The sequence below is a fragment of the Arthrobacter antibioticus genome (assembly GCF_030063205.1).
Lineage (GTDB): Bacteria > Actinomycetota > Actinomycetes > Actinomycetales > Micrococcaceae > Specibacter.
Genome location: NZ_JASISQ010000002.1, coordinates 443484 through 468251, shown reverse-complemented (window position 1 = coordinate 468251; position 24768 = coordinate 443484). Strand labels below are relative to the sequence as shown.

General features: G+C 58.9%; 21 protein-coding genes and 2 tRNA genes. 2 read left to right on the top strand and 21 right to left on the bottom strand.

The features are described 5' to 3' along the window. Positions 1 to 8: 8 nt before the first annotated feature. The 4 genes from QMG40_RS07300 to QMG40_RS07285 are packed head-to-tail and all read right to left on the bottom strand — an operon-like array spanning position 9 to position 2843. Positions 9 to 1352, bottom strand: coding sequence for an MFS transporter (locus tag QMG40_RS07300; protein ID WP_283529964.1), 1344 nt, complete (start codon positions 1350 to 1352; stop codon positions 9 to 11). Then, entirely contained in the window at positions 1349 to 1789 is a 441-nt protein-coding gene (locus QMG40_RS07295; protein ID WP_283529962.1) for a MaoC family dehydratase, read from the bottom strand. Before QMG40_RS07295 ends, QMG40_RS07300 begins: the two co-directional genes overlap by 4 nt. Further along, positions 1789 to 2238 (bottom strand): FAS1-like dehydratase domain-containing protein, encoded by a 450-nt coding sequence (locus QMG40_RS07290; RefSeq protein WP_283529960.1) that lies wholly within the window; start codon positions 2236 to 2238, stop codon positions 1789 to 1791. The genes QMG40_RS07295 and QMG40_RS07290 overlap by 1 nt, the downstream gene beginning before the upstream one ends. A gap of 38 nt (positions 2239 to 2276) precedes the next feature. After that, positions 2277 to 2843 (bottom strand): TetR/AcrR family transcriptional regulator, encoded by a 567-nt coding sequence (locus QMG40_RS07285; protein WP_283529958.1) that lies wholly within the window; start codon positions 2841 to 2843, stop codon positions 2277 to 2279. Positions 2844 to 2921: 78 nt separating this feature from the next. On the opposite strand from QMG40_RS07285, the gene QMG40_RS07280 reads away from it, so the two are divergent. Next, positions 2922 to 4478, top strand: coding sequence for an MFS transporter (locus QMG40_RS07280; RefSeq protein WP_283529957.1), 1557 nt, complete (start codon positions 2922 to 2924; stop codon positions 4476 to 4478). A 42-nt stretch (positions 4479 to 4520) separates the two neighbouring features. On the opposite strand, the gene QMG40_RS07275 is transcribed toward QMG40_RS07280, so the two are convergent. From QMG40_RS07275 to QMG40_RS07195, 17 genes are all read right to left on the bottom strand, one after another. Continuing rightward, on the bottom strand, positions 4521 to 4796 hold the full coding sequence (locus QMG40_RS07275; RefSeq protein WP_283529954.1) for a DUF3188 domain-containing protein: 276 nt from the start codon (positions 4794 to 4796) through the stop codon (positions 4521 to 4523). Between the two features lie 120 nt (positions 4797 to 4916). Beyond that, positions 4917 to 5555 carry a DUF2797 domain-containing protein gene (locus tag QMG40_RS07270; RefSeq protein ID WP_283529952.1) on the bottom strand — a complete coding sequence of 213 codons (639 nt, stop codon included), beginning with the start codon at positions 5553 to 5555 and terminating at the stop codon, positions 4917 to 4919. 295 nt (positions 5556 to 5850) lie between these two features. After that, entirely contained in the window at positions 5851 to 6723 is an 873-nt protein-coding gene (locus QMG40_RS07265; protein ID WP_283529950.1) for an HpcH/HpaI aldolase/citrate lyase family protein, read from the bottom strand. 245 nt (positions 6724 to 6968) lie between these two features. After that, complete coding sequence (locus tag QMG40_RS07260) at positions 6969 to 8540, bottom strand: Na+/H+ antiporter (protein ID WP_283529947.1); 1572 nt, start codon at positions 8538 to 8540, stop codon at positions 6969 to 6971. A 9-nt stretch (positions 8541 to 8549) separates the two neighbouring features. Next, on the bottom strand, positions 8550 to 9215 hold the full coding sequence (locus tag QMG40_RS07255) for an NAD(P)H-binding protein (RefSeq protein ID WP_283529946.1): 666 nt from the start codon (positions 9213 to 9215) through the stop codon (positions 8550 to 8552). A gap of 158 nt (positions 9216 to 9373) precedes the next feature. After that, positions 9374 to 9447, bottom strand: a tRNA-Met gene (locus QMG40_RS07250). A gap of 63 nt (positions 9448 to 9510) precedes the next feature. Then, positions 9511 to 9582 (bottom strand) — tRNA-Thr (locus QMG40_RS07245). Between the two features lie 286 nt (positions 9583 to 9868). After that, positions 9869 to 11809: a DEAD/DEAH box helicase gene (locus QMG40_RS07240; protein WP_283529944.1), complete on the bottom strand. Its 1941-nt coding sequence runs from the start codon at positions 11807 to 11809 to the stop codon at positions 9869 to 9871. Between the two features lie 395 nt (positions 11810 to 12204). Next, positions 12205 to 12858 carry an MOSC domain-containing protein gene (locus QMG40_RS07235; protein ID WP_283529942.1) on the bottom strand — a complete coding sequence of 218 codons (654 nt, stop codon included), beginning with the start codon at positions 12856 to 12858 and terminating at the stop codon, positions 12205 to 12207. Positions 12859 to 12920: 62 nt separating this feature from the next. Further along, positions 12921 to 14390 carry an MFS transporter gene (locus QMG40_RS07230; RefSeq protein ID WP_283529940.1) on the bottom strand — a complete coding sequence of 490 codons (1470 nt, stop codon included), beginning with the start codon at positions 14388 to 14390 and terminating at the stop codon, positions 12921 to 12923. 198 nt (positions 14391 to 14588) lie between these two features. Then, positions 14589 to 15263, bottom strand: a complete 675-nt coding sequence (locus QMG40_RS07225; protein WP_283529937.1) for a response regulator — start codon at positions 15261 to 15263, stop codon at positions 14589 to 14591. Continuing rightward, a complete protein-coding gene (locus tag QMG40_RS07220; RefSeq protein ID WP_283529935.1) occupies positions 15260 to 17836 on the bottom strand; it encodes a DUF4118 domain-containing protein in 2577 nt (858 codons plus the stop codon). Before QMG40_RS07220 ends, QMG40_RS07225 begins: the two co-directional genes overlap by 4 nt. A gap of 21 nt (positions 17837 to 17857) precedes the next feature. Beyond that, positions 17858 to 18439, bottom strand: a complete 582-nt coding sequence (gene kdpC, locus QMG40_RS07215; protein ID WP_283529933.1) for a potassium-transporting ATPase subunit KdpC — start codon at positions 18437 to 18439, stop codon at positions 17858 to 17860. A gap of 4 nt (positions 18440 to 18443) precedes the next feature. Further along, entirely contained in the window at positions 18444 to 20558 is a 2115-nt protein-coding gene (kdpB, locus tag QMG40_RS07210; protein ID WP_283529931.1) for a potassium-transporting ATPase subunit KdpB, read from the bottom strand. After that, a complete protein-coding gene (gene kdpA / locus QMG40_RS07205; protein ID WP_283529929.1) occupies positions 20555 to 22210 on the bottom strand; it encodes a potassium-transporting ATPase subunit KdpA in 1656 nt (551 codons plus the stop codon). Before kdpA ends, kdpB begins: the two co-directional genes overlap by 4 nt. 8 nt (positions 22211 to 22218) lie before the next feature. Next, a complete protein-coding gene (gene kdpF, locus QMG40_RS07200; protein WP_283529926.1) occupies positions 22219 to 22353 on the bottom strand; it encodes a K(+)-transporting ATPase subunit F in 135 nt (44 codons plus the stop codon). A 103-nt stretch (positions 22354 to 22456) separates the two neighbouring features. Continuing rightward, positions 22457 to 23206, bottom strand: coding sequence for an SDR family oxidoreductase (locus QMG40_RS07195; protein WP_283529924.1), 750 nt, complete (start codon positions 23204 to 23206; stop codon positions 22457 to 22459). Positions 23207 to 23305: 99 nt separating this feature from the next. Here QMG40_RS07195 and QMG40_RS07190 point away from each other — a divergent pair, with 99 nt between their 5' ends. Next, on the top strand, positions 23306 to 24706 hold the full coding sequence (locus tag QMG40_RS07190; RefSeq protein ID WP_283529922.1) for an amidohydrolase: 1401 nt from the start codon (positions 23306 to 23308) through the stop codon (positions 24704 to 24706). Positions 24707 to 24768 lie beyond the last annotated feature (62 nt).

Below are 24768 nucleotides of genomic sequence, written 5' to 3'. Positions count from 1 at the left end.
AATCCACACTATCCCTTGCGAGCATCACCACCGATTTTTTCAGTACTTTCCGGGCTTTCTAAGTCATTTGATTTCCGCACTACGGGCGTGAGGAAGAAAGCCACCACCAGCATGAGAAGTACGGCCAGCAAGGAATGCAGCACCCCAACATGTTCGGCAAGCAGGCCCAGTAGCGGCGGACCGCCAAGGAACGCTCCATAGCCCACCGTGGAAACTACTGAAACACGGGCGGCAGCATGCACAGGGTCATCGGAGGCTGCTGACATGGCAACGGGGAAACCCAGCGCAGAGCCTAAGCCCCACAACACGAGGGCAGCTAACGCAACCTGGGCCGAGGGTGCAAACACAAACATGGCCAGGCCGAGCACGGCGAGGCCCGCCCCGACGCGCAGTACCAGAACCCGGCCGTACTTATCCAAAACCACAGTCCCTACAAAACGGCCAATGGTCATGGCAGAAACAAAAATACCGTATCCAATCGCACCAATGGCCGCGGTGGACTCGTAACCATCAACCATGGCCAAGGCCACCCAGTCACCGGCAGCACCTTCTGCCAAGCCAAGTCCAAGCACCAACGCGCCTAGCATCAGTGTGCGAGGGTCACGCCAAGCAGCTGCGATCTTGGCTTTGCCGTCTGCCTTGGCGTCACTTACTTTGGTCTTGCCACTATTTTTAACAACGACGCCGAAATCAGATGTGCTGGCCGTGATGATGGGGATAGGCCCGGTACCTGGCACAGCGCTTGAGCTCACAACGTTCACCGCAATTGCGCCGGTGGGGGTGAGTTTGTCCGCTTGATAATGGGTGGTGCCCTTAACAACTGCCAGACAGACCACGGCGGCAATCACTGACAGGTGGATGGCTACCGGGACATGCATGGAAGCAGCCAACGCACCCACGCCCGCTCCGGCCACTGTGCCAATGCTGAATGAGCCATGCAACCGCGGCATGATGTGCCGCCCCAGTGCACGTTCAACCGCAGCCCCTTCAATGTTGGAGGCTGTGTTCCAACTCGCGGTGCCTAGGCCAACAATGATCAGTCCGGCACCCACCACAAGTGTTTGTGAGAACACCGAGGCGCCTAAGCCCACCACCATGATTCCAACGGTTTGGATGATGACGCCGAACTGAGACGTCAATTTAGAGCCAAGACGCAGCACTATCAGCCCGGAAGCCGCCACGGAGACAAATGAGCCCAGTGACATGCACAGCAGCATCAGCCCCACTTCACCCGGGGTCAGGGAAAGGTCGTCGCGAATGGCAGGAATACGAGATACCCAAGTGGCAAAAACCAATCCGGAACCGGCGTAAGCAGTGAGCACACCGTTACGCCAGGCACTGACTTGGTTCACGCTAAGCGCACGGTGGCTTGCGCCTTGACCAAAACTTTCGCTCCGCCTAAGGTGACAGCCAGATCGATCCGGACCGTCCCGGCGTCGGAATCTACAGCACCTACAACACCCACCACCTCAACAACGGCCCCGGGACGCTCATCCAGATCGGCAACAGGGACAGGCTTCGTGAAACGCGTGCCATAAGAGAGGATCGCGGCCGGATCGCCCACCCAGTCGGTCACTAATTGCACAACTGCCCCCATAGTGAACATGCCGTGCGCAATCACACCGGGCAGTTCAACCTCACGAGCAAACCGATCGTTCCAATGGATGGGGTTAAAGTCTCCCGAGGCTCCGGCGTACTTAATCAAATCTGCTCGGGAGATCTCAAGGCTCCGTGCACCAATTTCGGTGCCCACCGGAAAATCTGCAATGTTCAATGTTGAATGAGTCATTATTGTCCCTCCCCGCGGACCAGAATTGCTGAGACGGTAGTGGCGACCGCTTCGCCGTCGAGAGTTGAAATTTCCGCACGCGTTGTGATCATGGCACCGCCACCCATACCCCGCACATTGTCTACGTGCAGCTCTGCCAACAGTTCATCACCGGCAACAATGGCGCGGTGGTGAGTGAATCGCTGTTCAGCGTGCACCACCCGAGTGAAGTCGATGCCGGATTCCGGATCGTTGATCAGCAAAGCATCCGCACGTTGTGCCACGATGATGGCGTAGGTAGGTGGCGCAACCAGATCTGAATGCCCCAGCGCTTGGGCTGCAGCGACCTCAAAATGGGCAGCGTTACTGGCCTTGACTGCTCTGGCAAAGTCTCGAACGGACTCTCTGCCGACACTATAAATTTCATCTAAACGATAGCTGCGCCCCTGCAGCTCGGGATTGATACTCATGCGATCAAGCCTATAGCCAGCATGGTGCTGTGCGCACGCTATGCTCGCGGGCTGGGACGCATCTTTTCAACTATTGCCACCAGCGAGGCCACATCCATATTTTCCTGGGCATCATCATGCTTTTTTGCGCCTGTGGGGAACCCAAACAGCGCTGCGTTGTTATACATTCCATCCCCCAGGAGCATCACGGCGCGTGAGACTGCTGGATCCCCAATGTCGCTAAGAATCAATTCATACCAGCGCGCATGAAGCTCCGAAAATGCCTCCCTCACACGCTCGTCTTCGCTTTGGCTCAGGCGCATTGCCGCCACAATAGTCCGGTCAAAGGGTGTGTTTCCAAAGACGCTGGTGCGGATGTAGTAACTGGCGCAGCCGTAAGGGTCCTGGGCCATGGCCGTGAAATCAATGGCGGCGTATTCGTTCAGCTTGGCCAAAAGCGCCTCAATCAGCGCTTCCTTGCTTTTGAAGTGATATAACAAGCCCCCTTTTGAGACACCGGCCGAGGCGGCAACAGCATCCAAAGTTGCCGCCTGAGGACCGTCGCTGATGAGCAGGTCTTCATAGGCCGCGAGCACCCGATCTCTTGTGGAGAGTTGTGTAGTCATCCATCTACCCTACAAGAAGTGATGAAGTACACCGTCCAGACGGTACAGTAAACCGTCTAGACGGTTTACACTGTAAATATGGCACTATCATCGGTCACTCCTCCAGCGGTTCGCCCCGAACCCACGCCACGCGCAGGCTTCCGTAGCTGGATAGCCTTGGCTGTCCTTATGCTTCCGGTTCTGTTGGTTTCGGTGGATAATACTGTGCTTAGTTTTGCCATCCCATCCATCTCCCTAGCGCTTGTGCCTTCGGCCTCGGAGCTGCTCTGGATCATTGATATCTATCCGCTGGTTTTGGCGGCACTGCTAGTACCAATGGGCAGCATTGCTGATAAGTTTGGCCGCCGCAAGCTACTGCTGATCGGCAGCACCGGCTTTGCCGTTGTGTCCGTGTTTGCCGCTTTTGCGCCCAACGCAGGAGCACTCATTGGTTACCGGGCGCTGCTTGGTTTGTTTGGTGCCATGTTGATGCCTTCCACGCTCTCTCTAATCCGGAACGTGTTCTTGCACCCGGGCCAGCGCCGCACAGCTATTGCAGTGTGGGCGGCCGGCTTCTCCGGAGGTGCCGCCTTGGGCCCCATCGTGGGCGGATTCATTTTGGAGCATTTCTGGTGGGGTGCCGTGTTCCTGATGTCTGTGCCTGTGCTGATCCCATTGCTTGTGCTGGCACCGATATTTGTCCCGGAATCCAAGGACCCCAACCCCGGCAAGATCGATGTAGTGAGTATCCTGCTGACTTTTGGCGCCATGGTTCCCACAATTTTCGGCATCAAGGAACTTGCCCAGTCTGGCTTCTCTACCCTGAACGTGGCACTAATTGTTCTCGGCGTAGGACTTGGCGTGTTGTTTGTGCGCCGTCAACTGCGCCGGAAGAACCCCATGATGGATGTAACCCTTTTTACGAACCCCGTATTTAGTGGCAGCGTCAGCGCCAACCTTTTGAGCATTTTCGCGTTGGTTGGATTCTTGTACTTCATTACCCAGCATCTGCAACTGGTGGTGGGACTTTCCCCCACACATGCCGCATATGTGCTGGTCCCTGGTTTGGCCATCACTATTGTGTCTGGGTTGCTGGCGGCGTCTCTGGCTGGCAGGTTCAAACCCTCATATCTTGTGGCAGGGGGCCTGTTACTAAATGCCACCGGTTTCTTGATCGTTTGGTTGAATACCGATGGTTCAGTAATCGGCATCATCGCCGCGTTTGCTGTTCTAGGCGCCGGTGTTGGTATGGCCGAAACCATTTCCAACGACCTCATCCTGGCCGCAGCACCACCTGCCAAGGCAGGAGCCGCATCAGCCATTTCGGAAACGGCCTACGAAGTGGGATCAGTGCTCGGGACTGCGATTTTGGGCAGTATTCTAGCTGCGGCTTACCGCATCAATGTGGTGTTACCGGAGGGGCTTGCCGCTGCTGATTCGGACACAGCATCCCAGACGCTCGGTGGTGCCATCGACATTGCTGGCACTCTTCCCGATCCGCAGGGTGCGGCGCTGCTTGACTCAGCCAAGCACGCCTTTGATTCCGGTTCTGGAACCGTCGCTATGGTCAGTGTTGTTTTGATGCTCGTCGCTGCACTGATGTGCCTGTGGACCCTTCGCAGTGCGGTAGCCAATCCGGAACCCGTGAATCACTAACAGAAGCCCGACGGCGGGTAACCAGTGTTGGGGCCCGCTTGCCTACTGGCGTTTTGCGGCCCGCTTGGCGGCTTGTTCATTATCGCGCTGCTCCGCTGCTTTGAGCTCCTTGCGGATATTGTGCCCGCGTAACCCCAACGACGCCATGTGGGCCAACAGCCCAACGCCGATGAACGGCAGGGCGATGAAGGTCATAGAGGGCGTTGTTGTTACGGCGCCCATGATGATGATCACGATGCCGATGAACGTCAGCCCCATGCCACCAAAAACAGCGTATTTATAGGCAGGTGGAGCGGTTTCCCAAAAGTCGTTTAGCACGCCCCCCAGTCTACCGGCCGCGGGGCCCGAAGCGAGCGAAGCGAGGTTTGGGAGGGCGGGAGACGCTACCGGCCGCGGGGCCCGAAGCGAGCGAAGCGAGGTTTGGGAGGGCGGGAGACGCTAAAAGAGTGCCTCTTGCAACGCGGGGACCTCGGTGGTGTAGTCCCCAAAGCTGATCTTGTGCCCCTTGAGCGCACCAAGGTCGGCAACAAAACTAAGTTCCGAACCGTCAACAGTCACCAGGGCATGAGCGCCAAGCATTGATTCAAGACGCATACCGTGTGTGCCCGAATGCAGCGACTGCGGATAAGCGATTCTTGGTCGGCCACCGGTAAGCTCGGCGGAAAAACTGCTGCCTTGCCATTCTTCGTTGACAGTTTCAAAACCATCCAGATCTTCCTCGGCAAGGAATTCACGCACCGCGGTGGCAACCCTCAGGTTGTGTTCGAGAAGTTCCGACGTAGAGCGCGGAGCGCAGAGTGCGGCTAGCTTCGCGGCAGCTCGGACAAACTGGCTCACTCCCAGTTCCTTAGTAACAGCATCTTCAAGGCGGCGCACCACAGCGCCGTCATCTGCAAGCGCCACATATTGGGCCGTGACGGCACCCTGTTCGGCGAGTCGGCGCCATTTGCTGGGCATGGCGGCTGTGCCAACCTTGGTTGTGCCATCCGCAAACGTGGCGATATACAGCCAATGGGGCTGCGCCAAATAGTTCCGCATCCCCGCAGGGGCAACCCCGCTGCGGTGGAAATCGTGCATAAAGCGCATTTCGTCCTTGGCAAAACACGATCCACACTGAAAACCGCGCTCGGCTACCTGCCCACTGGGGCAGGGGAAATGTACCGATTCATGTGGGCCCTGCACACTGGTGTGTCCCAAGCAGTAGCGAGATGAAATGCCATCCCCGGACAGTACCTTAAACCTCAACCACTGTCCCGGCGCCAAAGGCACTCGGGCAGCGGCGTCATCGGTAAGGAGTGAGAGCGCCACTTCATCCTGGTTCCAGGAAACCGAGCGAACCAGAGCGCAATCGACCATTGAAATAGAGCGCGGGCTAAAGCGCCGGCTGAACGCCGTAGGCCACGGCCAATTTCATGATCTTCTCTGCCCGGCCCAAACGCGGCAGATCAGAGCCGTCACGGATGACGCCGCCCCTAGCCTTGAAATCGTCCATGAAGTCGGTAGCCCACGCCACATCCGTGGGAGTGGGGCTGATGACCTCGTTGATGATGGTGGTCTGGTCGGTGGCCAAGCAAAGCTTGCCCGTCATTCCCATGGAAACTGTGATGGCCGACTGTTCGCGCAGGATTGGGTGGTTCGTGCCCACGGTGGGGCCATCGATGGGGCCGGGCAGGTTACCGACCCGGCTGGCAACAACGAGCTTCGCTCGAGGGTAGGCCATGGCTTCACGATCTGCTGACATGCCAGTGTCCCGGCGGAAATCTCCGGAGCCGAAGGCGAGGCGGAAGGCACCTTCTGCACGGGCGATGTTGTTGGCTTCTTCTATACCAAGTGCGGATTCAACCAGGGCTAGGACACGGGTCTTGCCGTCCAAACGGTGGTAGGTTTCTTTGACCTGCTCGGCGTTCTCTGTCTTGGCCAGCATGACGCCGAGAAGTCCTGGAACATTGCGCAGCTGCGCAACGTCGTCGGCCCAGAAGGCTGAATGGACGTCATTGATGCGGACCCAGGCTTGCCCGCCATTGCGGAGCCACTCGATGACGTCGGAACGGGCCGCGTCCTTCTTCTTGGGGTCCACGGCATCTTCGATGTCCAGTACCACGGCGTCAGCGCGTGAGCTCGCTGATTCGTCAAAGATCTCGGGACGTGTGGCAGGCACTAAGAGCCATGAGCGGGCGATCTCCGCCGGGATATTACGGGTGCGGACAGGTGCTGAGGCGGCTTCATGGCCAACGGTGCTAGACATACTTCTAGGGTATACGGCAATCATTCCAGATTCGACGTGCCGTCCTACAAAGCATTGGCGCCAACACTGGTGAACTGCGCCAGTTAGCCCGCTACTTTCAGCGTTGTAAGCCATGCCTCCGGGCGGGCTCCTCCTCTGGACGAGGTTGAAGTTGGAGATGATGACACCCGCGAGGGACGAGCGGGTGTCATCATCTCCAACTTCAACGGCCCTGGGCCTGCGCGTTGAGTCACAACTGGTGAGCGCTAGTCCGGCATGATCATGGTGCGCAGGTCAAGCTGACGTAGCACCCTGTCTGCTATTTCAGGATCCGTCTCCGGCTCATTGCGGGCCATCAGCACTTCCGTGCGAGCTGCGTCCAGAGCAATCGTCTGGACGGCAATAACAAGCTCACGGCCCCGCCTTCGACTCTCGTCTGCCCCGTCCTTGTGCAACTCGCTTTCCAACAATTCGGCGTGCAGCTGCTGCATCCGCGTCTTCACAAGAGCAGTCTTCTCCGGCGGCAGATTCGAGATTATTTTATTGTTTTTCAGGGCTGCGACAGCAGCTTCTTGAGCGCGCAGGGCCAGTAGTTTGGCTCCCTCACGTTCCTCCACGCCGTCGTCCGTTGCTTTCAGGGCCCGCATCAGCCACGGCAGCGTCAGTCCAGGCAGCACAAGCGTGCTCAGAAGTACTGCGCAGGCAACAACAATAATTTCATGCCGGCCCGGGAACGCCTCACCTGACGGCAGCACTGCGGGCAGCGCCAATGCCAAGGCCAGTGTGGCCAGCCCGCGCATGCCACACCAGGTAAGGATGATGACATCTTTGAAACTGGTGGGAGGGAGATCACCCTGCCGCTTCCTGGACAGCAACGCAGCCACGGCAAACCAGAGGAAGCGCACAACGATGACCAAAACACTGACCGCAATGGCCACCGGAAGCATGCCCAAAATCTCCGAGCCCTCAGCCCGAATAACCTCCCGAACTTCGAGCCCGACCAAACCGAAGGCGAGCCCTGTCACCAGCAGCTCCACCACGTCCCAGAAAGCGGCGCGGGTAACACGCTCGGTGGCGTCCTCCGCCCGAGCATGACGCTTGATCTCCAACGCCGTCACCACCACCGCAATGACACCAGAGGCCCATAGCTCTTCCGCCAGAAGATAAGCAGCAAACGGCACCACCAATGTCACCGCGCTGCGCGCCACAGAGGAAGTGATGAGTCTTGTAATCAGACCAGTTACCCAACCCATGAACATGCCAACCACAACCGCGATGGCTGCCCCCAAGAGGAACTTGCCAATGACGCCCAGCCCGAACGGCTGACCATCCATTGCCGCGGCCACGGCTGCTTGGAAGATCACGATGGCGGCTGCATCATTAAACAGGCCTTCACTTTGAAGCACTGTGCTGAGCCGGCGAGGCATATGCACCCGCCCCGCCACCGATTCCACAGCCACTGGATCCGGCGGTGCACACATGGCCCCCAGCGCAATAGCGGCCGGGATGCCTATGCTTGGAATCAGCAACCATGCAATCCCTGCCGCGAGTGCCGTTGACACGGCTATGAGCGCAACCGCGAGCATGAGAATGGTGCGCCAGCGGATCCGAAAGACAGCCCAAGAGCTCTTTTGTGCTGTGGCGAACAGCAGCGGTGGCAGGAAAATCGGCAGGATTAGTTCCGGATCAATCCGCAGGTCAGGAAACCCGGGAATGAACGTCAGTGCTCCAGCAACAATAAGCATCAGCACCGGATAGGGAAGTCTGAGTTTGTCCCCCACACCAACTGCTACGACAGTGGCGAAGAGAAGCCCGATGATGAGTATTAGCTGTTCCACGGAACTACTTTACGGGTTCAGAGCCTCATCAATTTCAGTTGTGCCATCAGTAAATTCAATGGTCCGCATGATCGTGTCCGGGCGCTGCAAGACAGCGGCGGCTACGAGGGCAACATTGCCCCGGGAAGTATCGTTCACGGCAGAGGCGTCCCGCTCGGCAGCCGGTGTTGGATCAATCAAGGCCGTGGGTGCCTCCAGAGTCAGCGCTCCCGGGGCCAGAATGGTCCAAGCCAAAGCACTCGTTGAACGCAGCTTGGCATCTGCTGCCGCTTTAGCTTCGGCGTAAGCGAAGAAGCCATCCTCCGGCGGGACTCCGTGGTCTGGGCCAGCGCCCAGGTAGGAAACCATCAGATAGCGCTGAACCCCGGCTTCCACGGCAGCCTCCATCGTTGCGATCGCTGCATCTCGATCCACCGCGTAAGTACGTTCCGCTCCTCCGCCACCTGAGCCCGCAGACCAGATCACGGCGTCTTGGCCAACGAAGAGGTCGGTGAGTTCGGCAACTGAGGATGAGGCCACATCGTGCACAACAGGGGTTGCCCCGGACTCTGCAACATCGTCAATCTGGGCCGCGTTGCGAATCACTGAGGTGACCTCAAATCCCGCATCCTTTAGCATTGGCGCCAGTAGCAGTGCAATCTTTCCATGGCCGCCAACTATCAAGATCTTCTTCATTACTGCTCCTTGCTTTCAGGCTTTCAGATGAACCCTTTATCGGCAGCCTACGCCACCTCTCTGGCCGCTAGCTGGGCGAAGGATGTCTTAACCCTTTGAGGGCAGCAAAAAACCCGCAATCTCTGACCAAAGGCCGGAAATTGCGGGTCTCGTCACTGTAGCGGCACCGGGACTCGATCCCGGGACCTCACGATTATGAGTCGTGCGCTCTAACCAACTGAGCTATGCCGCCATAAATAAGAACAGCCCGTGCCCCGCGGACAAAACCGTCTTGACACGAGCCTTCTCATTTGCGAGCCCCCCACCGGAATCGATCCGGTGACCTCGTTCTTACCAAGAACGCGCTCTACCACTGAGCTAGGGGGGCAACGAGAAAATACTTTACCAGTGCATTTGCCGGAAACGAAATCGAGGATTCACCAAACACCCGGCAAGAGATCACGGCCTCCCTTTTCACGTCAAAATAGCTGCAAAGCGGGTCAAAAAACCTGCTCAACACCCAAGACCACTGCGCTGGCAACAGCCTTCTCATGAATTACATCACAGCATCTTTGGGACAATATTTTGGGGAATATTGTGAGCAATATTTTGGGGAATGAAAGGGCCGGTTGCCATCGCTGACAACCGGCCCTCAACGCCTTAGAGCGTGGTTATTACCACTTGCCCTTGCTGTTGTAATTCGCTCCGCCTTCGTGGCGGGGGCGACGATCTCCGCCACCGTGGCCCGTGTGGCTCTGACCACCGCGGTCAGCACCGAAGCTGCGATCGTCACGGTCCCTGTCGCCGCCACGGAATCCACCGCTGCGATCGCCGTCGAACTTCTTCTTGAAGCCGCCTTGACCGCGGTCATTGCGCTCTTCGCGGGCCTTGTAAGGGGCTCCGCCACCACCGCTGGACGGGCGACGGCCCTTGTCCAGTTCGAGGTTGATGAGCTCGCCGCTGATGCGGGTCTTGCTCAGTGCACGCCACTGGTCCTTGCTCAGGTCCGCGGGCAATTCAACCAAGGTGTGGTCGGCGCGGATATCGATGCCGCCGATCTGCGCGGAGGAAAGTCCACCTTCGTTGGCAATGGCGCCAACGATGGAACCGGGCATGACGCGCTGGCGGCGGCCTACCGAGATGCGGTAGGTGGCGTTGCCTTCGGTCAGGGTCCGGGTCGGGCCGCGGGAGCCGAAGCCATCCTTTGAGCGTTCCTTCTTCTGGTACTCCGGTGCAGCAGGGAGGTCATTGACTAGCAACGGCTGGTTACCCTGGGCCATAACGGCCAAGGCAGCAGCGATCTCCGAAGCAGGAACGTCGTGCTCCTGCTCGTAGGTGGCGATCAAGTCGCGGAACTTGGCAACATCCTGGCTTGCCAGAGTCTGCGTGATTTTCTCGGCAAACTTACCCAAACGCAGCGAGTTGATAGTCTCAGCAGAGGGTAGGTGCATCTGGTCAACCGGCTGACGTGTGGCCTTTTCAATGGCGCGCAGCAGGTACTTCTCACGCGGGGTCATGAACAAAATCGCGTCACCTGAACGGCCGGCACGACCCGTACGGCCAATGCGGTGGACGTAGGATTCGGTGTCATGCGGGATGTCGTAATTGATGACGTGAGTGATGCGCTCAACGTCAAGGCCACGGGCCGCAACATCGGTGGCAACCAAGACATCGATTTTGCCGCTGCGCAGTGCTTCGATGGTGCGCTCACGCTGCTGCTGCGGGATGTCACCATTGATGGCGGCGGCCTGGAAACCGCGTGCCTTCAACTTATCGGCCAAATCCTCAGTGGCCATCTTGGTGCGCACGAACGCGATGACGCCGTCGAACTCTTCAACTTCAAGCACACGTGTCAAAGCGTCAAGCTTGTGCGGGCCCATGACCTGCAAGTAACGCTGGCGGGTGTTCGCGCCCGTGGTGGTCTTGGATTTGACCGTGACCTCGGCCGGGTTGTTCAGGTATTGCTTGGAGATACGGCGGATCGCACCAGGCATTGTGGCGGAGAAGAGGGCAACCTGCTTCTCTGCCGGAGTCTGGGACAGGATCTGCTCAACGTCTTCAGCAAAGCCCATGCGCAACATCTCATCGGCTTCATCCAAAACCAGGTACTGCAGGTTTGACAGGTTCAAGGAACCCTTGGAAAGGTGGTCGATGACACGCCCTGGCGTACCAACAACAACCTGAGCACCGCGACGCAATCCTGCCAGCTGCGGGCCGTAAGCCGAGCCACCGTAGACGGGCAGTACGGAGAAGTTTTCCATGTGCTTGGCGTATGAGGTGAAGGCTTCAGCAACCTGAAGAGCCAATTCACGGGTAGGGGCCAAAACCAGAATCTGGGTGTCCTTGGTGGGGCCGTTGAGGTCCATTAGCTCAGCCATACGAGACAGGGCAGGTACGGCGAATGCTGCCGTCTTACCGGTACCCGTCTGGGCCAGACCAACAACGTCACGGCCTTCAAGCAGCAACGGGATGGTTGCGGCCTGGATCGGTGACGGCTTCTCGTAGCCAACATCGCTCAGGGCAGACAGCACGCGGCCGTCAATACCCATCTCTGCGAAAGTCAATTCGTGCTTTTCCTCCGTGGCGGGGGAATCTTCAATCAAATTTTCGGGCATAGTCAGGATGTCCTCATTCATAGGGCCAGGCGGCTAGGAACGCCGCATTGGAGTAAAATCCAGCCGCTTCTCGGCATCCCGGGCAGGATCTTGCGCCATGTACACCGTGGGTACGGCTGCAAGTGAAGACCTAGATCAACACCGCATGGCGTTTCTTTGCCGGCAATCCCCTATGAGCACTACTTACCCGCTGAAAGATCTTGCGGGTCCCATACACTTCAGGCTCCTGCCTCAAAAATTGGGCAGAAAATAAAAAGGAGATACCGGAGTGGGGGATGTTTTAATTGTAGGCCATCCCTGCGCGCCGCGATACAGAGAAAGCTAAAGTGAGCCCGTGAGTTTCGGCACACCATCGCTGATCTGCATGATTGGTGGGCCTGACGAGCGGAAATTCTCTATCGGAGCATCTTCTCGAACCGAGTGTAAAAATGTTTGGAGAGCGTCAGTTCGCCCGCGGCTTCCAAGCCCTGCAGCATCAGCACATCAGCCAGTGTGGGGTCGGCGAAAAACTTTCCTACAGTGATTCCGTGTTCCGGTACACGTTCAAGTACGACGGCGTCCCCCGCCTGTACTTTGCCATGTTCCAGCACGCGCAAATAAGTACCAACCCGGCCCACCTGCGTGAAGCGTTTCACCCACTGCGGCTCATCCATGCGTTCGGCAAAAGTGGCGCATGGGACCCTCGGCGAAGTAACTTCCAAAAGTGCCTTGCCAATCCGCCACCGGGTACCAATCACGGCTTGGCTGGTTTCAACACCTTGGGTGCGCAAATTTTCGCCAAAGAGACCCGCAGGAATGGGCCGGCCCAACTCAACAGCCCAGTAGTCAGCGTCTTCTTGTGAGTACGCGTAGATGGCCTGATCCGGACCGCCGTGATGTTCGGTGTCCCCTTGAACATCACCAAATACACCAAACTTACGAATGCCAACGGGACCCATGATGGCGCGCTTGTCAATGCCCGTGGCGCCAAACCCTGTCTTAGTGGTGATCAGCTGGTGTACTCGGCAAATGGCCAGCACTGAGCCGGTTTGTGGGGTCAAGAAAGTCATGGCCTAACTCTAGGGCAGCTCAGGTGCCGGACCCACAGTGGTGAGTCCCGGCGTCGCACTTCCTAAGCGCCAACCAATGCTGCTGGCACCTCATCCGGGAGGTCTGACTCTGAAGCCCACCGAGGTAAGAACGACGCCGCGACAGAGGCCAGCACCATACCGGCGGCCATGACCCACATGGTGGAGGTGAAGCCGTCTATAAACACCGCCGACTGGCTGGTTGCGCCGCTACCCTCAAGCGCATCAAAGAAAATGGTGCCGATAATGGCCACACCCAGCGCCCCTGCCAGCTGGCTCGTGGTGTTAAAAAGACCCGACGCGCTGCCAGCAAATTTGGTGGGGACTTCAGAGAGCACAAAGATGCCCACCGGGGCCACCACCATGCCGAAACCCGCGCCGCTAAGAGCCAGACCCGCAATCAGGTGCCACGGCGTCACAGTGCCGCCAACCCCTTGGACGGTGAAGATCAGCACCACAAAGCCGATGGCAACCACCAACGGGCCCAGCTGCAGGACAACCCGGCCGATCTTTCGGGCCAGGATCGCGGCAGAGATTCCAGCCAGAACGGGGACCATGATGGAGAACGGGATCATGGTAAGCCCGGCTTTCAGAATGGGGTATTCCAAACCGAGCTGCAGGAACAAAGTTTGGATCAGGAAGAAGCCGTTCATGGGGATGAAGAACAGGAACATCATGGCGATACCTGCAGCAAACGGGCGGCTTTTGAACAGGGAAACAGCCACCAACGGCTCTTTTCCACGCTGTTCAGCACGGCGTTGCAGCAGCACGAAGCCCACAAGAACCAGTACACCCACCGCCATGGAAAGATACGTCCACACCGGCCAGCCTTCCTCACGTCCCATGGTGAGCGGATACAGGATCGCCATCATGCCCACGGCCAGAATGACGACTCCGGACAGATCCAGTTTGTGCCGCACAGGGGCAACCGATTCGGGCACGAACTTCACTGCGCAGATAACCGCGAAGATACACACGGGAACATTGACGAAGAAGATGGTGCGCCATCCCCAACCAAAGACGTCGGCATCGGTCAGGATGGCGCCCAAAATGGGTCCAGAAACCGCGGCAACACCCGCCAGCGCTGAGAATCCTGCCATTGCTCCGGCACGTTCGGAGGGTTTGTACATGACCTGCAGGCTGGAAAGCACCTGCGGGATCATGGCCGCTGATGCGAATCCTTGCAACGCGCGGGAGGCAATGAGCATTTCTGGGTTCATGGCTGCCCCGCACATCACCGAGGCAACGGTGAACGCTACAAGACCAATGATGAAGATCTTTTTGCGTCCGTAAATATCTCCCAAGCGGGATCCGGTAATCAGTCCTATCGCCAGTGCCAGCGTGTAGGAAGCCACCATCCATTGCAGCTCGGCGTTTTGGGCGCCAAGGGCACGCTCAATGTCAGGAAGAGCAACGTTGACGATGGTGGCATCGAGTAGTTCCATGAACGAGGCCATGAACAAAGAAATCAGGGCGATGGTACGTGCCTTGCCGATGGGCGGGGCAGATGTCATGCGGTGTCCTTCAAAGGGGGTGCGAAAAAAGAGGCGCTTCACCGGGTGGAGGTAACCATGAACTGTGCAGTGCGGCGTGCTCCAATTCTGCCATCTAATTTGTAGGCTTCGACTCCTGCGCACCGTTTCACTATGCTGGTGCCGCCACTGTGATCGCTGCGGCACCACAGTGGACCATGGTGCGCAGGAGTCGAAGCTTTACGGCGAAAAACGGTAACCCATCCCGGCTTCCGTCAATAAGTGCACAGGATTTGCCGGATCCCGCTCCAGTTTCCGTCGCAATTGCGCCATATAAACGCGCAGGTAATGAGTTTCCTTCGCATACGCCGGACCCCACACCTCAATCAGGATTTGCTGCTGGCTAACGAGCCGGCCGGGATTACGCACCAGCAACTCCAACACATTCCACTCAGTAGGAGTCATCCGCACAGCCTCGCCGCCACGATGCACCACCTTATTGGCAAGATCTACCGTGAATTCCGCCGCCTCAACAATCGACTCAGCCGTCGAAGGACCGGCCCGCCGCGTGGCAGCACGCACCCTGGCCAGCAGCTCATCGAGCCCGAACGGCTTCGTGACATAGTCATCGGCACCAGCATCCAGTGCCTGTACTTTGTCCTGCGAGCCGTGCCTGGCAGAGAGCACAATAATGGGCACCTCACTCCAGCCACGCAACCCGGCAATCACCTCTAGCCCGTCCATATCCGGCAATCCCAAATCAAGTACGACGACGTCAATCGCCTGGGTTTGGGCCGCCGCCAGCGCTGTGGTCCCGTTGGCAGCCGGAACAACCGTGTACCCGTGCGCGTGCAAATTGATTTGCAGGGCTCGCAGGATCTGCGGTTCATCATCAACTATTAAGACAGTGGTCACAGCTGTTTCCTCACAGTGTTCTGGTGGTTCTCGTGACTGGGTGGTCTGGAAATTCCCGTGGAGAGCGGCATCCTGATGATCATGGTCAATCCGCCGCCGGGTGTTTGTTCGGCTTCCAGAACACCACCCATAATTTCGGTGAAACCTTTGGCGACGGCCAGGCCCAGCCCAACACCGGTACCACCCTGTGGGCCGTAAGAGACGTCATCGAGCCGTTGAAAAGGCTTGAACATGGCCATAACATCGGCTGCGGGGACGCCCTTGCCATGATCCACTATGCGCAATTCGCTGGCCGGATGGCCGTTGATGGTGGCACTGCCGCTGCCACCTATGGAGCCAAGCACAGTGATGAAAGAGTCCGGAGCATACTTAACTGCGTTTTCAACGATATTGGCAATGACGCGTTCTAGGAGCCCCGGATCAGCCTCAATGGGTGGCATGTTCGCGGGTACTTCACTGTGGATCCGTTCTGATGGAAGGCCGTGCAACGCCACTGGCAGCACCTCCATCCACGTCACAGGTCCCGAGACAGGGTTGACCATTTCCGCGCTGAGCCGGGACATGTCCAAGAGGTTGCCAACCAAGGCATCCATTTTATCCGCGTAGTGCTCTATGGTTGCCAAAAGTTCGGCTTCATCTTCGGCACTAAAGCTCACCCCCGTTTGCCGCAGGCTACTCACCGAGAGTTTGATACCGGCCAAGGGGGTGCGCAGGTCATGGGATACGGCCCGCAGTACGGAGGTGCGAATCTTATTATCCTGGGAGAGCTGTTGGTTTTCTCGCTGTGTCAGAGTCAGTGCTTCCCGTTGTTCCAACGCCATCAGATGGGCGCCGAAAGCACTGAGCAGGCGGCGGTCGCTAGCTGGCAAGACGCGGCCATTGAGCCCCAGCATCCACCGTTCAGAGATTTCTTCAACGTTCTCGGCGTCGTTGGGGGTAGCCGGCGGGTTCTCGCCCACGGAGGCGTCGGCTCGCCAGGTGGACAGATCACTGCCGGTGCCACTAAAAAGCACCACCGAGGTCATGGCGAAGTGATCGCGAACCTGACCTAGGAACACCTGGACGGTATCCTGGGAAGCCAGAATTCCGCGGGCCAATTCACTTAATGTAGCTGCCTCAGCCCCGGCGCGGATGGCTTCCCGCGAGCGCCGCGCGGATTGGTCAACGGCGAGCGCCACGGCCACCGCCACTAGGAGGAAGATGGCTAGGGCCAGAAGATTTTCGGGGTCGTTAATGGTCAGCGTTCCCACGGGTGGGGCCGAATAATAGTTTAGCAATAAGGTGCCCCAAACAGCTGCCACGATGGCTGGCCAGAGTCCGCCCACCAGGGCTACGGCAATGGCGGCGGCCAGTTGTATGACCATGGTGGTTTGCAGGCTCAGCGGCCCCGTGCCTAATTGCACCAAAATGGGCAGAACTGCGGCCAATACAAAGCCAAGGATTACCCGTTTTTTATTTAGTTTCCCGCGGTTGCGCATGCGCTTGGTGGTGGCACCGAGTGGGTGCGGAACCATGTGCACGTCGATGTCGCCGGCATTGCGCACCACCATGGCCCCAACTCCAGGCCGTGCCAAAAACCCCAGCAGTGGCTTCCGGCGAGAGGTGCCAATGACGATCTGGGTGGCCCCAACGTTGCGAGAGAATTCCAACAGGGCCTGCCCCGGATCATCCCCGCCCACGGAGTGATAGGTGCCGCCCAAGTCGGTGACGAGTTGGCGTTGAGTCTCCAAAGCGGCGGGGGCGTTCCCACTCACACCATCGGAGCGCGGGACATGCACCGCCAATAGCTCCCCACCACTGACCCGACTCAAGATCCTGGCGGCTCGGCGCAGTAGATACTCCCCCTCAGGACCGCCCGTTAAACCAACCACCACCCGCTCCCGGATGGGCCAACTGGTTTCAATCCCGTGGCTCTGGCGGTAATGCGCCACTCCTTCTTCGACCCGGTCTGCCAACCAAAGCAGTGCCAGTTCGCGTAGCGCTGTGAGGTTACCCAACCGGAAATAGTTGGCCAAGGCGGCATCGACCTTGTCGCTGGCATAGATATTTCCCACGCTGAGGCGTTGCCGCAACAGTTCCGGGGCAATGTCCACAAGCTCAATCTGCTCTGCTCGACGCACAATGTCATCGGGTACCGTTTCCTGCTGCCTTACCCCGGTGATGGTTTCCACCACATCCCCCAAGGAAGCAAGGTGCTGGACGTTCAGTGTTGAGTAGACATCAATCCCGGCGGCTAGTAACTGCTCCACATCCTGCCAGCGTTTAGCGTTGGCAGATCCTGGCACGTTGCTATGGGCATACTCATCCACCAGCGCCAGTGCCGGGCGCCGCGCAAGGAGGGCCGCGACGTCGAGCTCCTGGAAGTCCGTGTCCCGGTAGGCAATACACACAGTGGGTAACACCTCAAGGTCACGGACTTGGGCCCGGGTTTGGGCCCGGCCGTGGTCCAGGATGATGCCCGCCACCACGTCCACCCCTGCCGCAGACTGGGCGCGACCTTCCTCCAGCATGGTGTAGGTTTTGCCCACACCGGGTGCCGCGCCCAGAAAAATCCGTAATATGCCCCGTGCCATAACGCTTATTCTCGCAGTACCTTAGGGATTGCTCCGCGCCTTGAGTAGCGCGGCGTTCAACGTGGTGGTGTTGACCGAAGGCTGACCCAGGAAACCCAACACACCATTGTTGGTGTTTTCCCGGATCAGCCCACCCACCGCGGGCTCGCCCAGCCCTGTTGCTTTAGCTACCCGAGGCAGCTGCATCTGCGCATTGGCCACCGAAATGTGCGGATCCAATCCGGAGCCACTGGCCGTCAGCGCATCAAGGGGAATGCTCTTAGATACAACGTTTTCCCGTGCAGCCACCTCAACAGTGGTAGCAGCCAGGGCCTCCACCAGTGCTGGTTGATTGGGCCCGAAGTTACGCGGTGAGGACCCGTCCGCATCCCATTGGACAGCGGAGGGACGGGGGTAGAAGAATTCATCTCCCGTGACGGGCTGGGCAAGCAGTGAAGAGCCCGCAGCTTTCCCATCCACGCTGACAAGTGAACCGTTGGCTTGTGCGGGAGCAATGAGCTGTCCTAGCCCGAAGACCAGGGCAGGGTAGGCCAGACCCAAAATGAGTGTGGCACACAGCAGGAATCGCAAAGCAGTTAATAGTTGGCGTCCATAGGCGTACATAGTGCTAACCAATCGTTGGGAAGGCAGAAAGAACAAGGTCAATGGCTTTGATGCCGATGAACGGGGCAATCATGCCGCCCAATCCGTACACCAGTAGGTTCCTAGACAACGCCTGAGCGGCGGACACCGCCCGGTATTTGACCCCGCGCAGTGCCACCGGCACCAGCAGGACAATGATCAGGGCGTTGAAAATCACGGCGGAGAGAATGGCGCTCTGCGGGGAGGAGAGTCCCATGATGTTCAAAAGCCCCAGCCCTGGGAACGTGGCCGCGAACAAGGCCGGAACAATGGCAAAATACTTCGCCACATCATTGGCCACCGAGAACGTGGTCAAGGAACCACGGGTGATCAGCAACGCCTTTCCGATGCCCACAATGTCGATCAGCTTGGTGGGATCGGAATCCAGGTCCACCATGTTGGCCGCTTCCTTGGCTGCACTGGTGCCTGAATTCATGGCCACCCCCACATCCGCGGCTGCCAGCGCCGGGGCATCGTTGGTGCCGTCCCCTGTCATTGCCACCAACCGCCCGGACTCCTGCTCGGCTTTGATGACGGCAAGCTTGTCCTCCGGGGTGGCCTCGGCCACAAAGTCATCTACGCCAGCCTCGGCCGCAATGGCCGCCGCCGTGATCTTGTTATCCCCGGTGATCATGATGGTTTTGATGCCCATGGCCCGCAGCTCGGCGAACCGCTCCTTCATGCCGGGTTTAACCACATCCGCTAAGTGAATGACACCCAGAACCTGGGCGCGCTCGCCGTCATAGCTGGCCACCAGCAGCGGAGTGCCACCGGTGCCGGAAATAGTCTCTACAGCCTGTTGCACTTCAGCTGGCAGCCGCCCGCCGCGCTCGCTGGCATAGTGTTCGACGGCGGATCCGGCCCCTTTGCGGACCTCCCGGACGGTGGTGCCAGGGTTGGCGGGATGACCCACAGGCAGGTTCAGCCCGCTCATGCGGGTCGTGGCGCTGAATTCAATAATTTCAACGTCGCCACTCAGCGCCTGTGTGGCGCCAATTCCACCAGCCGCAACTCCTTCAGCCTCCCCATCGGCCAGTTCCACAATGGAGCGGCCCTCGGGGGTTTCATCGGCCAAAGAAGACAACCTGGCGGTTTCGATCAGCTCGCTGACACTAACACCACTGGCGGCAATAAATGCCACTGCCCGGCGATTTCCGTACGTGATGGTGCCGGTCTTATCCAGCAACAAGGTGGTCACATCGCCGGCTGTTTCCACGGCCCGCCCAGAGGTGGCCAGCACATTGCGTTGGATGAGCCGGTCCATGCCGGCTATACCGATAGCCGGCACCAACGCCCCAATGGTGGTGGGAATCAGGCAGACCACCAGGGCTACCAAGACCACAGGGCTTGGCAGCGCATCGGCGAACGCCGCCATGGGTGCCAAGGTCATAATGGCCACAACGAACACGATGGTCAGCGAGGCCAAGAGTACGTTCAGGGCAATCTCGTTGGGTGTTTTTTGCCGGGTGGCGCCCTCCACGAGGGAGATCATCCGGTCCAAAAACGTTTTGCCGCTGGCTGCATTAATGCGAACCACAATCCTGTCCGAGAGCACCATGGTGCCGCCGGTGACCGAACTCCTGTCCCCGCCAGATTCACGGATCACAGGTGCTGATTCACCCGTGATGGCGGATTCATCAACGCTGGCCAGGCCCTCAATGACGTCACCGTCGCTGGGGATCAACTCCCCGGCAACAACAATCACTATGTCCCCCACCACCAGATCAGTGCCGGGGACCATTTCTTCGCTGTACTGTGGCTCTTCCCCTGCCAACTGGCCGGCGGGCACCAAAGCCGAGCTCCGGCGTCGTGCCATGACTGAGCTGCGGGCTGAACGCAGGCTGTCGGCCTGCGCCTTGCCACGGCCCTCGGCGATGGACTCGGCCAGGTTTCCGAACAGCACGGTCAGCCACAACCAGACCGTGACACTGATGGAAAACACTGCCGTGGAGGAACCCAGGATGAGCTGTTGGATACTCACCGCGGTGCACAAGAAGGATCCGATGAGCACAGTGAACATCACCGGGGAATGGATCATGAGGCGGGGGTTGAGCTTGCGGAACGCCAGGGGCAGAGCCGCGCGGAGGGTGGTCAGGTTCATTTCAGCAGTCCTTCAGCAGCCGGGCCCAAGGCGAGCGCCGGGAAGTAGGTGAGTGCGGTGAGGATCAGTACGATCCCGCCAAGCAGCACCGCAAAGAGGGGGCCGTGCGTGGCGAGGGTGCCGGCAGTAGTGGGGATTTTGCGTTGTTTGGCGAAGGAACCGGCCAGGGCCAGCACCAGGGCGATCGGCAGGAACCGGCCAAAGAACATGGCCAGTGCCAACATGGTGGCCAATGCCGGTCCGGAGCTGGTGATGCCCCCAAAGGCGGAGCCGTTATTGTTCGCGGCCGAGGTGAAGGCGTACAGCACCTCGCTGAAGCCATGCGGGCCTTCGGCGGGTGCGGCGGCGGCGAGCGCAGGAATGGAGACGGTGATGGCCGTACCGAGCAACACCAGGGTTGGTGTCACCAGAATGTACACCGCCACCAGCTTCATTTGCCCGGCGCCAACTTTTTTGCCCAGCATTTCCGGGGTTCGTCCCACCATGAGTCCGCCAATGAAGACGGCCACTACTGAGAGCACCAACAGCCCGTACAGTCCCGAGCCCACGCCGCCGGGAGCAATTTCTCCCAGCATCATGTTCACCATGGCCAGTCCGCCGGCCAAGGGCGGCAGGGAGTCATGGGCGGCATTGACGGCCCCGGTTGAAGTCAGCGTGGTGGCGGTGGCGAACAATGCTGTGCCGTTGGCGCCGAACCGTTGCTCAATGCCTTCACCAACGCTGGTTCCGGTGCCTGCGAAGGCGGCAAGTGCCCAGCCCATCAGCGCTGTGGAAATGAGCCAGAAGGCGGCCATGACGGTAAGTAGCGTGTAGCCCTGGCGTTTATCGCCCACCATGCGCCCGTACATGGCCGGCAAGGAGAACGGGATCAGTAAGATCAAGAACACCTCAAAGAGGTTGCTGAGCGCATTGGGGTTTTCAAAGGGGTGGGCGGAGTTGGCGTTGAAGTAGCCGCCGCCATTGGTGCCCAGGAGCTTAATAACTTCCTGCGAGGCCACGGGCCCGCCCGGGACAGTCTGCTGAGCACCGGTAACCAGGGTGTGGATGTCGGTGCCGCCCCAGTTTTGCACAACGCCTGTGATGATCAGCACCACTGCGCCAATGATGCTGATGGGCAGTAGCACTCTGAGTGCGCCGCGGGTCAGATCCACCCAAAAGTTCCCTAGATTGGAAGTTTGGGCCCGCACGAGTCCGCGGATCAGCGCTACCACCACTGCGAGTCCGACGGCGGCGGAGAGGAAGTTCTGCACGGCCAGCCCCAGCATCTGCACACCGAAGCCCAGCGTGGTTTCCGGTGCGTACGTCTGCCAGTTGGTGTTGGTCACAAAGGATACGGCCGTGTTCATGGCAACCCACGGATCAACGGACCCCAGGCCCTGGTTGAACGGAAGCACCCCTTGGAGCAGTTGGAAGGAAAATAACACCACAATGGAGACGATGCTAAAGGCCAGCAGCGAGCGCAGGTAAATCTTCCAATGCTGATCTGCGTGAGGGTCCACGCCTGCCAGTTTGTATAAGCCACGTTCCATGACGAAGTGCTTGTGACTACTAAATGTTGCAGCTAAATATTTTCCCACCGGTTGGTGCAAGGCACCGAGGGCCACTATTAAAATGACCACTTGGGTGGCCAGCGCAAAAGCATTGAGTTCCATGGCGGCGTTCACCACTTCTCAGGTCGAATGAGCGCCGTGAGCAGGTATGCCAGCAGTCCCAGCCCCACCAACCCAAGGATTATCCACGTCAGCAATTCCACAGCCAGCTCTCTTTCACAATGTGCGTTGATGTCTGGATCCATCGCACACCCGATTTGCCGCCGTGGGGGGCTTTTTTACGCCTTCTTAACGCTGGGGCACCGCTTCTTGATACGTTCCTGACGAGCACCCCCAGCTAGCCAGCACCTAAGCGCTGAAACCACCATCTGCCTTGATCAGCTGGCCACTGACCCAGCGTCCGGCCGGCGAGAGCAGGAACGCCGCGATCGGAGCTACATCTGCCGGGGTGCCAAGCCGTCCGCCGGGCTGCAGTGCTGTTAACTCAGTACGGGTGGGGCCATCCATCCAGCCGGTGTCCACAGGTCCTGGGTTCAGCACATTGGCACTGATACCCCGGTTTCCCAGTTCACGGGCAGCAGCAATAATGATCCTGTCCAACGCACCTTTCGATGCCCCATACGGAAGGTTAAACGCTGTGTGGTCACTTGTCAGCGCCACCACAGCTCCGCCGTCGTCCGGGACTTGGTGGGCGAAAGCGGCAACCAACTGCCAGCTAGCCCGAGTATTGACGGCAAAATGGCGTTCGAAGCTCTCCAACGATGTCTGCAGTATCCCGGAGTCAACGGATTCGCTGTGCGAGAGCACCATCCCCGTCAGCGGCCCGGCTTCCGAAGCGATCCTCGCCATGAGAGTCTCAACTGCGGTGGGGTCCGTCAAGTCCGCCGGAATCCCCCACACCTTGGCGCCAGCAGACTCAAGCTCCGCCGTGAGCATGCCGACGTCGCCATGCGCCGTTCCCCACGGCATGCGCTCGTCATAAGCCTGCCAATAGCTAAGGACAAGGTCCCATCCCTCAGCTGCCAAGGCCCTGGCAATGCCCGCCCCGATCCCAACGTTGCGGCCCACACCTGTAATTAACGCGGTTTTCTTGTCCATCATCTCAGCCTATGCCTGCGCCTCGGACCGCGGAGCCCGCTCTGCGTAAAATACGCGGTAGCTTGGAAGAGTCCACCCCACGCCACATGAAAGGCCGCCATGAGCAGCTCACAGCCAGCACCCAAACCCGGTTTCATCCCAGGCCGCGTCACCCGGAGGGCGGCTGCTCCGGCAGGAAAACCAGGCTCAGCGGCTTTAAAGACCGGCATTTCAGCGGCCCCCACACCTAACCGTGGTGGCAAGAAACCTGTTCCAGCTGGAAAAAAGACTCCCGACACCGCCACTATTAGCGCCGCGATCCGGGAAGCCGCTGCTGCTGCAAAAAAGCGTGTTCTAGCCATCACCAACGCACATGTGGTGCCGGTAGAAGGCGATCCCTTCAACGGCACACTGTTGGTGGAAAGCGGCAAGATTCTGGCCTTGGGCGCATCCGTACAGGTCCCGGACGGCGCCGACGTACTCGATGCCAAGGGCCAATGGCTGCTGCCCGGCTTCATCGACGCACATGTCCACCTGGGCATGCACCCGGAAGGTGAAGTCTCTTCCACCAGCGATGTGAATGAAATGACGGATCCGGTCATGGCAGCGGTGCGGGCCATTGACGCCGTTGACCCTTTCGACCCCGGCTTTGACGATGCCCTTGCTGGCGGCATCACCACTGTCAACGTCAACCCCGGCTCTGGGAATCCGATAGGCGGCCTGGCAGTAGCGATGCATACGCACGGCCGGTATATCGAAGAAATGGTGTTGCGCTCCCCCAGCGGCCTAAAATCCGCGTTGGGTGAGAATCCCAAGAATGTTTATGGTGAGAAGAAGAAAACTCCTTCCACCCGTTTGGGTACGGCGCTAGTGATCCGGCAGGCGTTTATGGCCGCTCAGAACTGGCTGGCCCTGCCTGAGCCGCGTCCTCGGGACGCACATATGGAAGCACTGGCCATGGTTCTGCGCCGTGAGATTCCCTGGCGTCAACATTGCCACCGAGCCGACGACATTGCTACAGCCATCCGGCTGGCTGATGAGTTTGGCTACGATCTTGTCATTGACCATGGCACTGAAGCCCACGTGTTGGGTGACGTTCTGGCCAAACGGGGTATCCCTGTGCTGATTGGTCCGCTGTTCACCACTAAGTCCAAACCGGAGCTACGCGCCCGGTCCATTGCGAATCCCGGAAAACTGGCCGCCGCTGGTGTTGAAATTTCCATCATTACGGACCACCCTGTTGTGCCTATCAACTTCCTGGCACACCAAGCAAGTTTGGCGATCAAAGAGGGCCTGGATAGGACAACGGCGCTGAATGCGATCACCATCAACCCCGCAAAGGTTCTGGGCTTGGCAGAGCGGGTTGGCTCATTGCAGGTTGGCAAGGACGCGGATTTGGTCCTGTGGAGTGGGGACCCGCTAGATGTGATGCAACGGGCGCTGCAGGTCTTCATTGGTGGCAAACCGGTATACAAGTACGACGACGTGAGGCAACTGGGCGTCACAGCACCGCGGGTGTAACTTCCGCAGCGGGTGAAACTTCCGCAGGCACCGACTGCCCCGGCCAGTCTGCCTGCCCGCCA

Coding starts and splice junctions, on each gene's coding strand:
- QMG40_RS07295 (WP_283529962.1), bottom strand. CDS start 1,789: ATGACTCATTCAACATTGAACATTGCAGATTTTCCGGTGGGCACCGAA.
- QMG40_RS07290 (WP_283529960.1), bottom strand. CDS start 2,238: ATGAGTATCAATCCCGAGCTGCAGGGGCGCAGCTATCGTTTAGATGAA.
- QMG40_RS07285 (WP_283529958.1), bottom strand. CDS start 2,843: ATGACTACACAACTCTCCACAAGAGATCGGGTGCTCGCGGCCTATGAA.
- QMG40_RS07280 (WP_283529957.1), top strand. CDS start 2,922: ATGGCACTATCATCGGTCACTCCTCCAGCGGTTCGCCCCGAACCCACG.
- QMG40_RS07270 (WP_283529952.1), bottom strand. CDS start 5,555: ATGCACGATTTCCACCGCAGCGGGGTTGCCCCTGCGGGGATGCGGAAC.
- QMG40_RS07265 (WP_283529950.1), bottom strand. CDS start 6,723: ATGTCTAGCACCGTTGGCCATGAAGCCGCCTCAGCACCTGTCCGCACC.
- QMG40_RS07255 (WP_283529946.1), bottom strand. CDS start 9,215: ATGAAGAAGATCTTGATAGTTGGCGGCCATGGAAAGATTGCACTGCTA.
- QMG40_RS07240 (WP_283529944.1), bottom strand. CDS start 11,809: ATGCCCGAAAATTTGATTGAAGATTCCCCCGCCACGGAGGAAAAGCAC.
- QMG40_RS07235 (WP_283529942.1), bottom strand. CDS start 12,858: ATGACTTTCTTGACCCCACAAACCGGCTCAGTGCTGGCCATTTGCCGA.
- QMG40_RS07230 (WP_283529940.1), bottom strand. CDS start 14,390: ATGACATCTGCCCCGCCCATCGGCAAGGCACGTACCATCGCCCTGATT.
- QMG40_RS07220 (WP_283529935.1), bottom strand. CDS start 17,836: ATGGCACGGGGCATATTACGGATTTTTCTGGGCGCGGCACCCGGTGTG.
- kdpC (WP_283529933.1), bottom strand. CDS start 18,439: ATGTACGCCTATGGACGCCAACTATTAACTGCTTTGCGATTCCTGCTG.
- kdpB (WP_283529931.1), bottom strand. CDS start 20,558: ATGAACCTGACCACCCTCCGCGCGGCTCTGCCCCTGGCGTTCCGCAAG.
- kdpA (WP_283529929.1), bottom strand. CDS start 22,210: ATGGAACTCAATGCTTTTGCGCTGGCCACCCAAGTGGTCATTTTAATA.
- kdpF (WP_283529926.1), bottom strand. CDS start 22,353: ATGGATCCAGACATCAACGCACATTGTGAAAGAGAGCTGGCTGTGGAA.
- QMG40_RS07195 (WP_283529924.1), bottom strand. CDS start 23,206: ATGGACAAGAAAACCGCGTTAATTACAGGTGTGGGCCGCAACGTTGGG.
- QMG40_RS07190 (WP_283529922.1), top strand. CDS start 23,306: ATGAGCAGCTCACAGCCAGCACCCAAACCCGGTTTCATCCCAGGCCGC.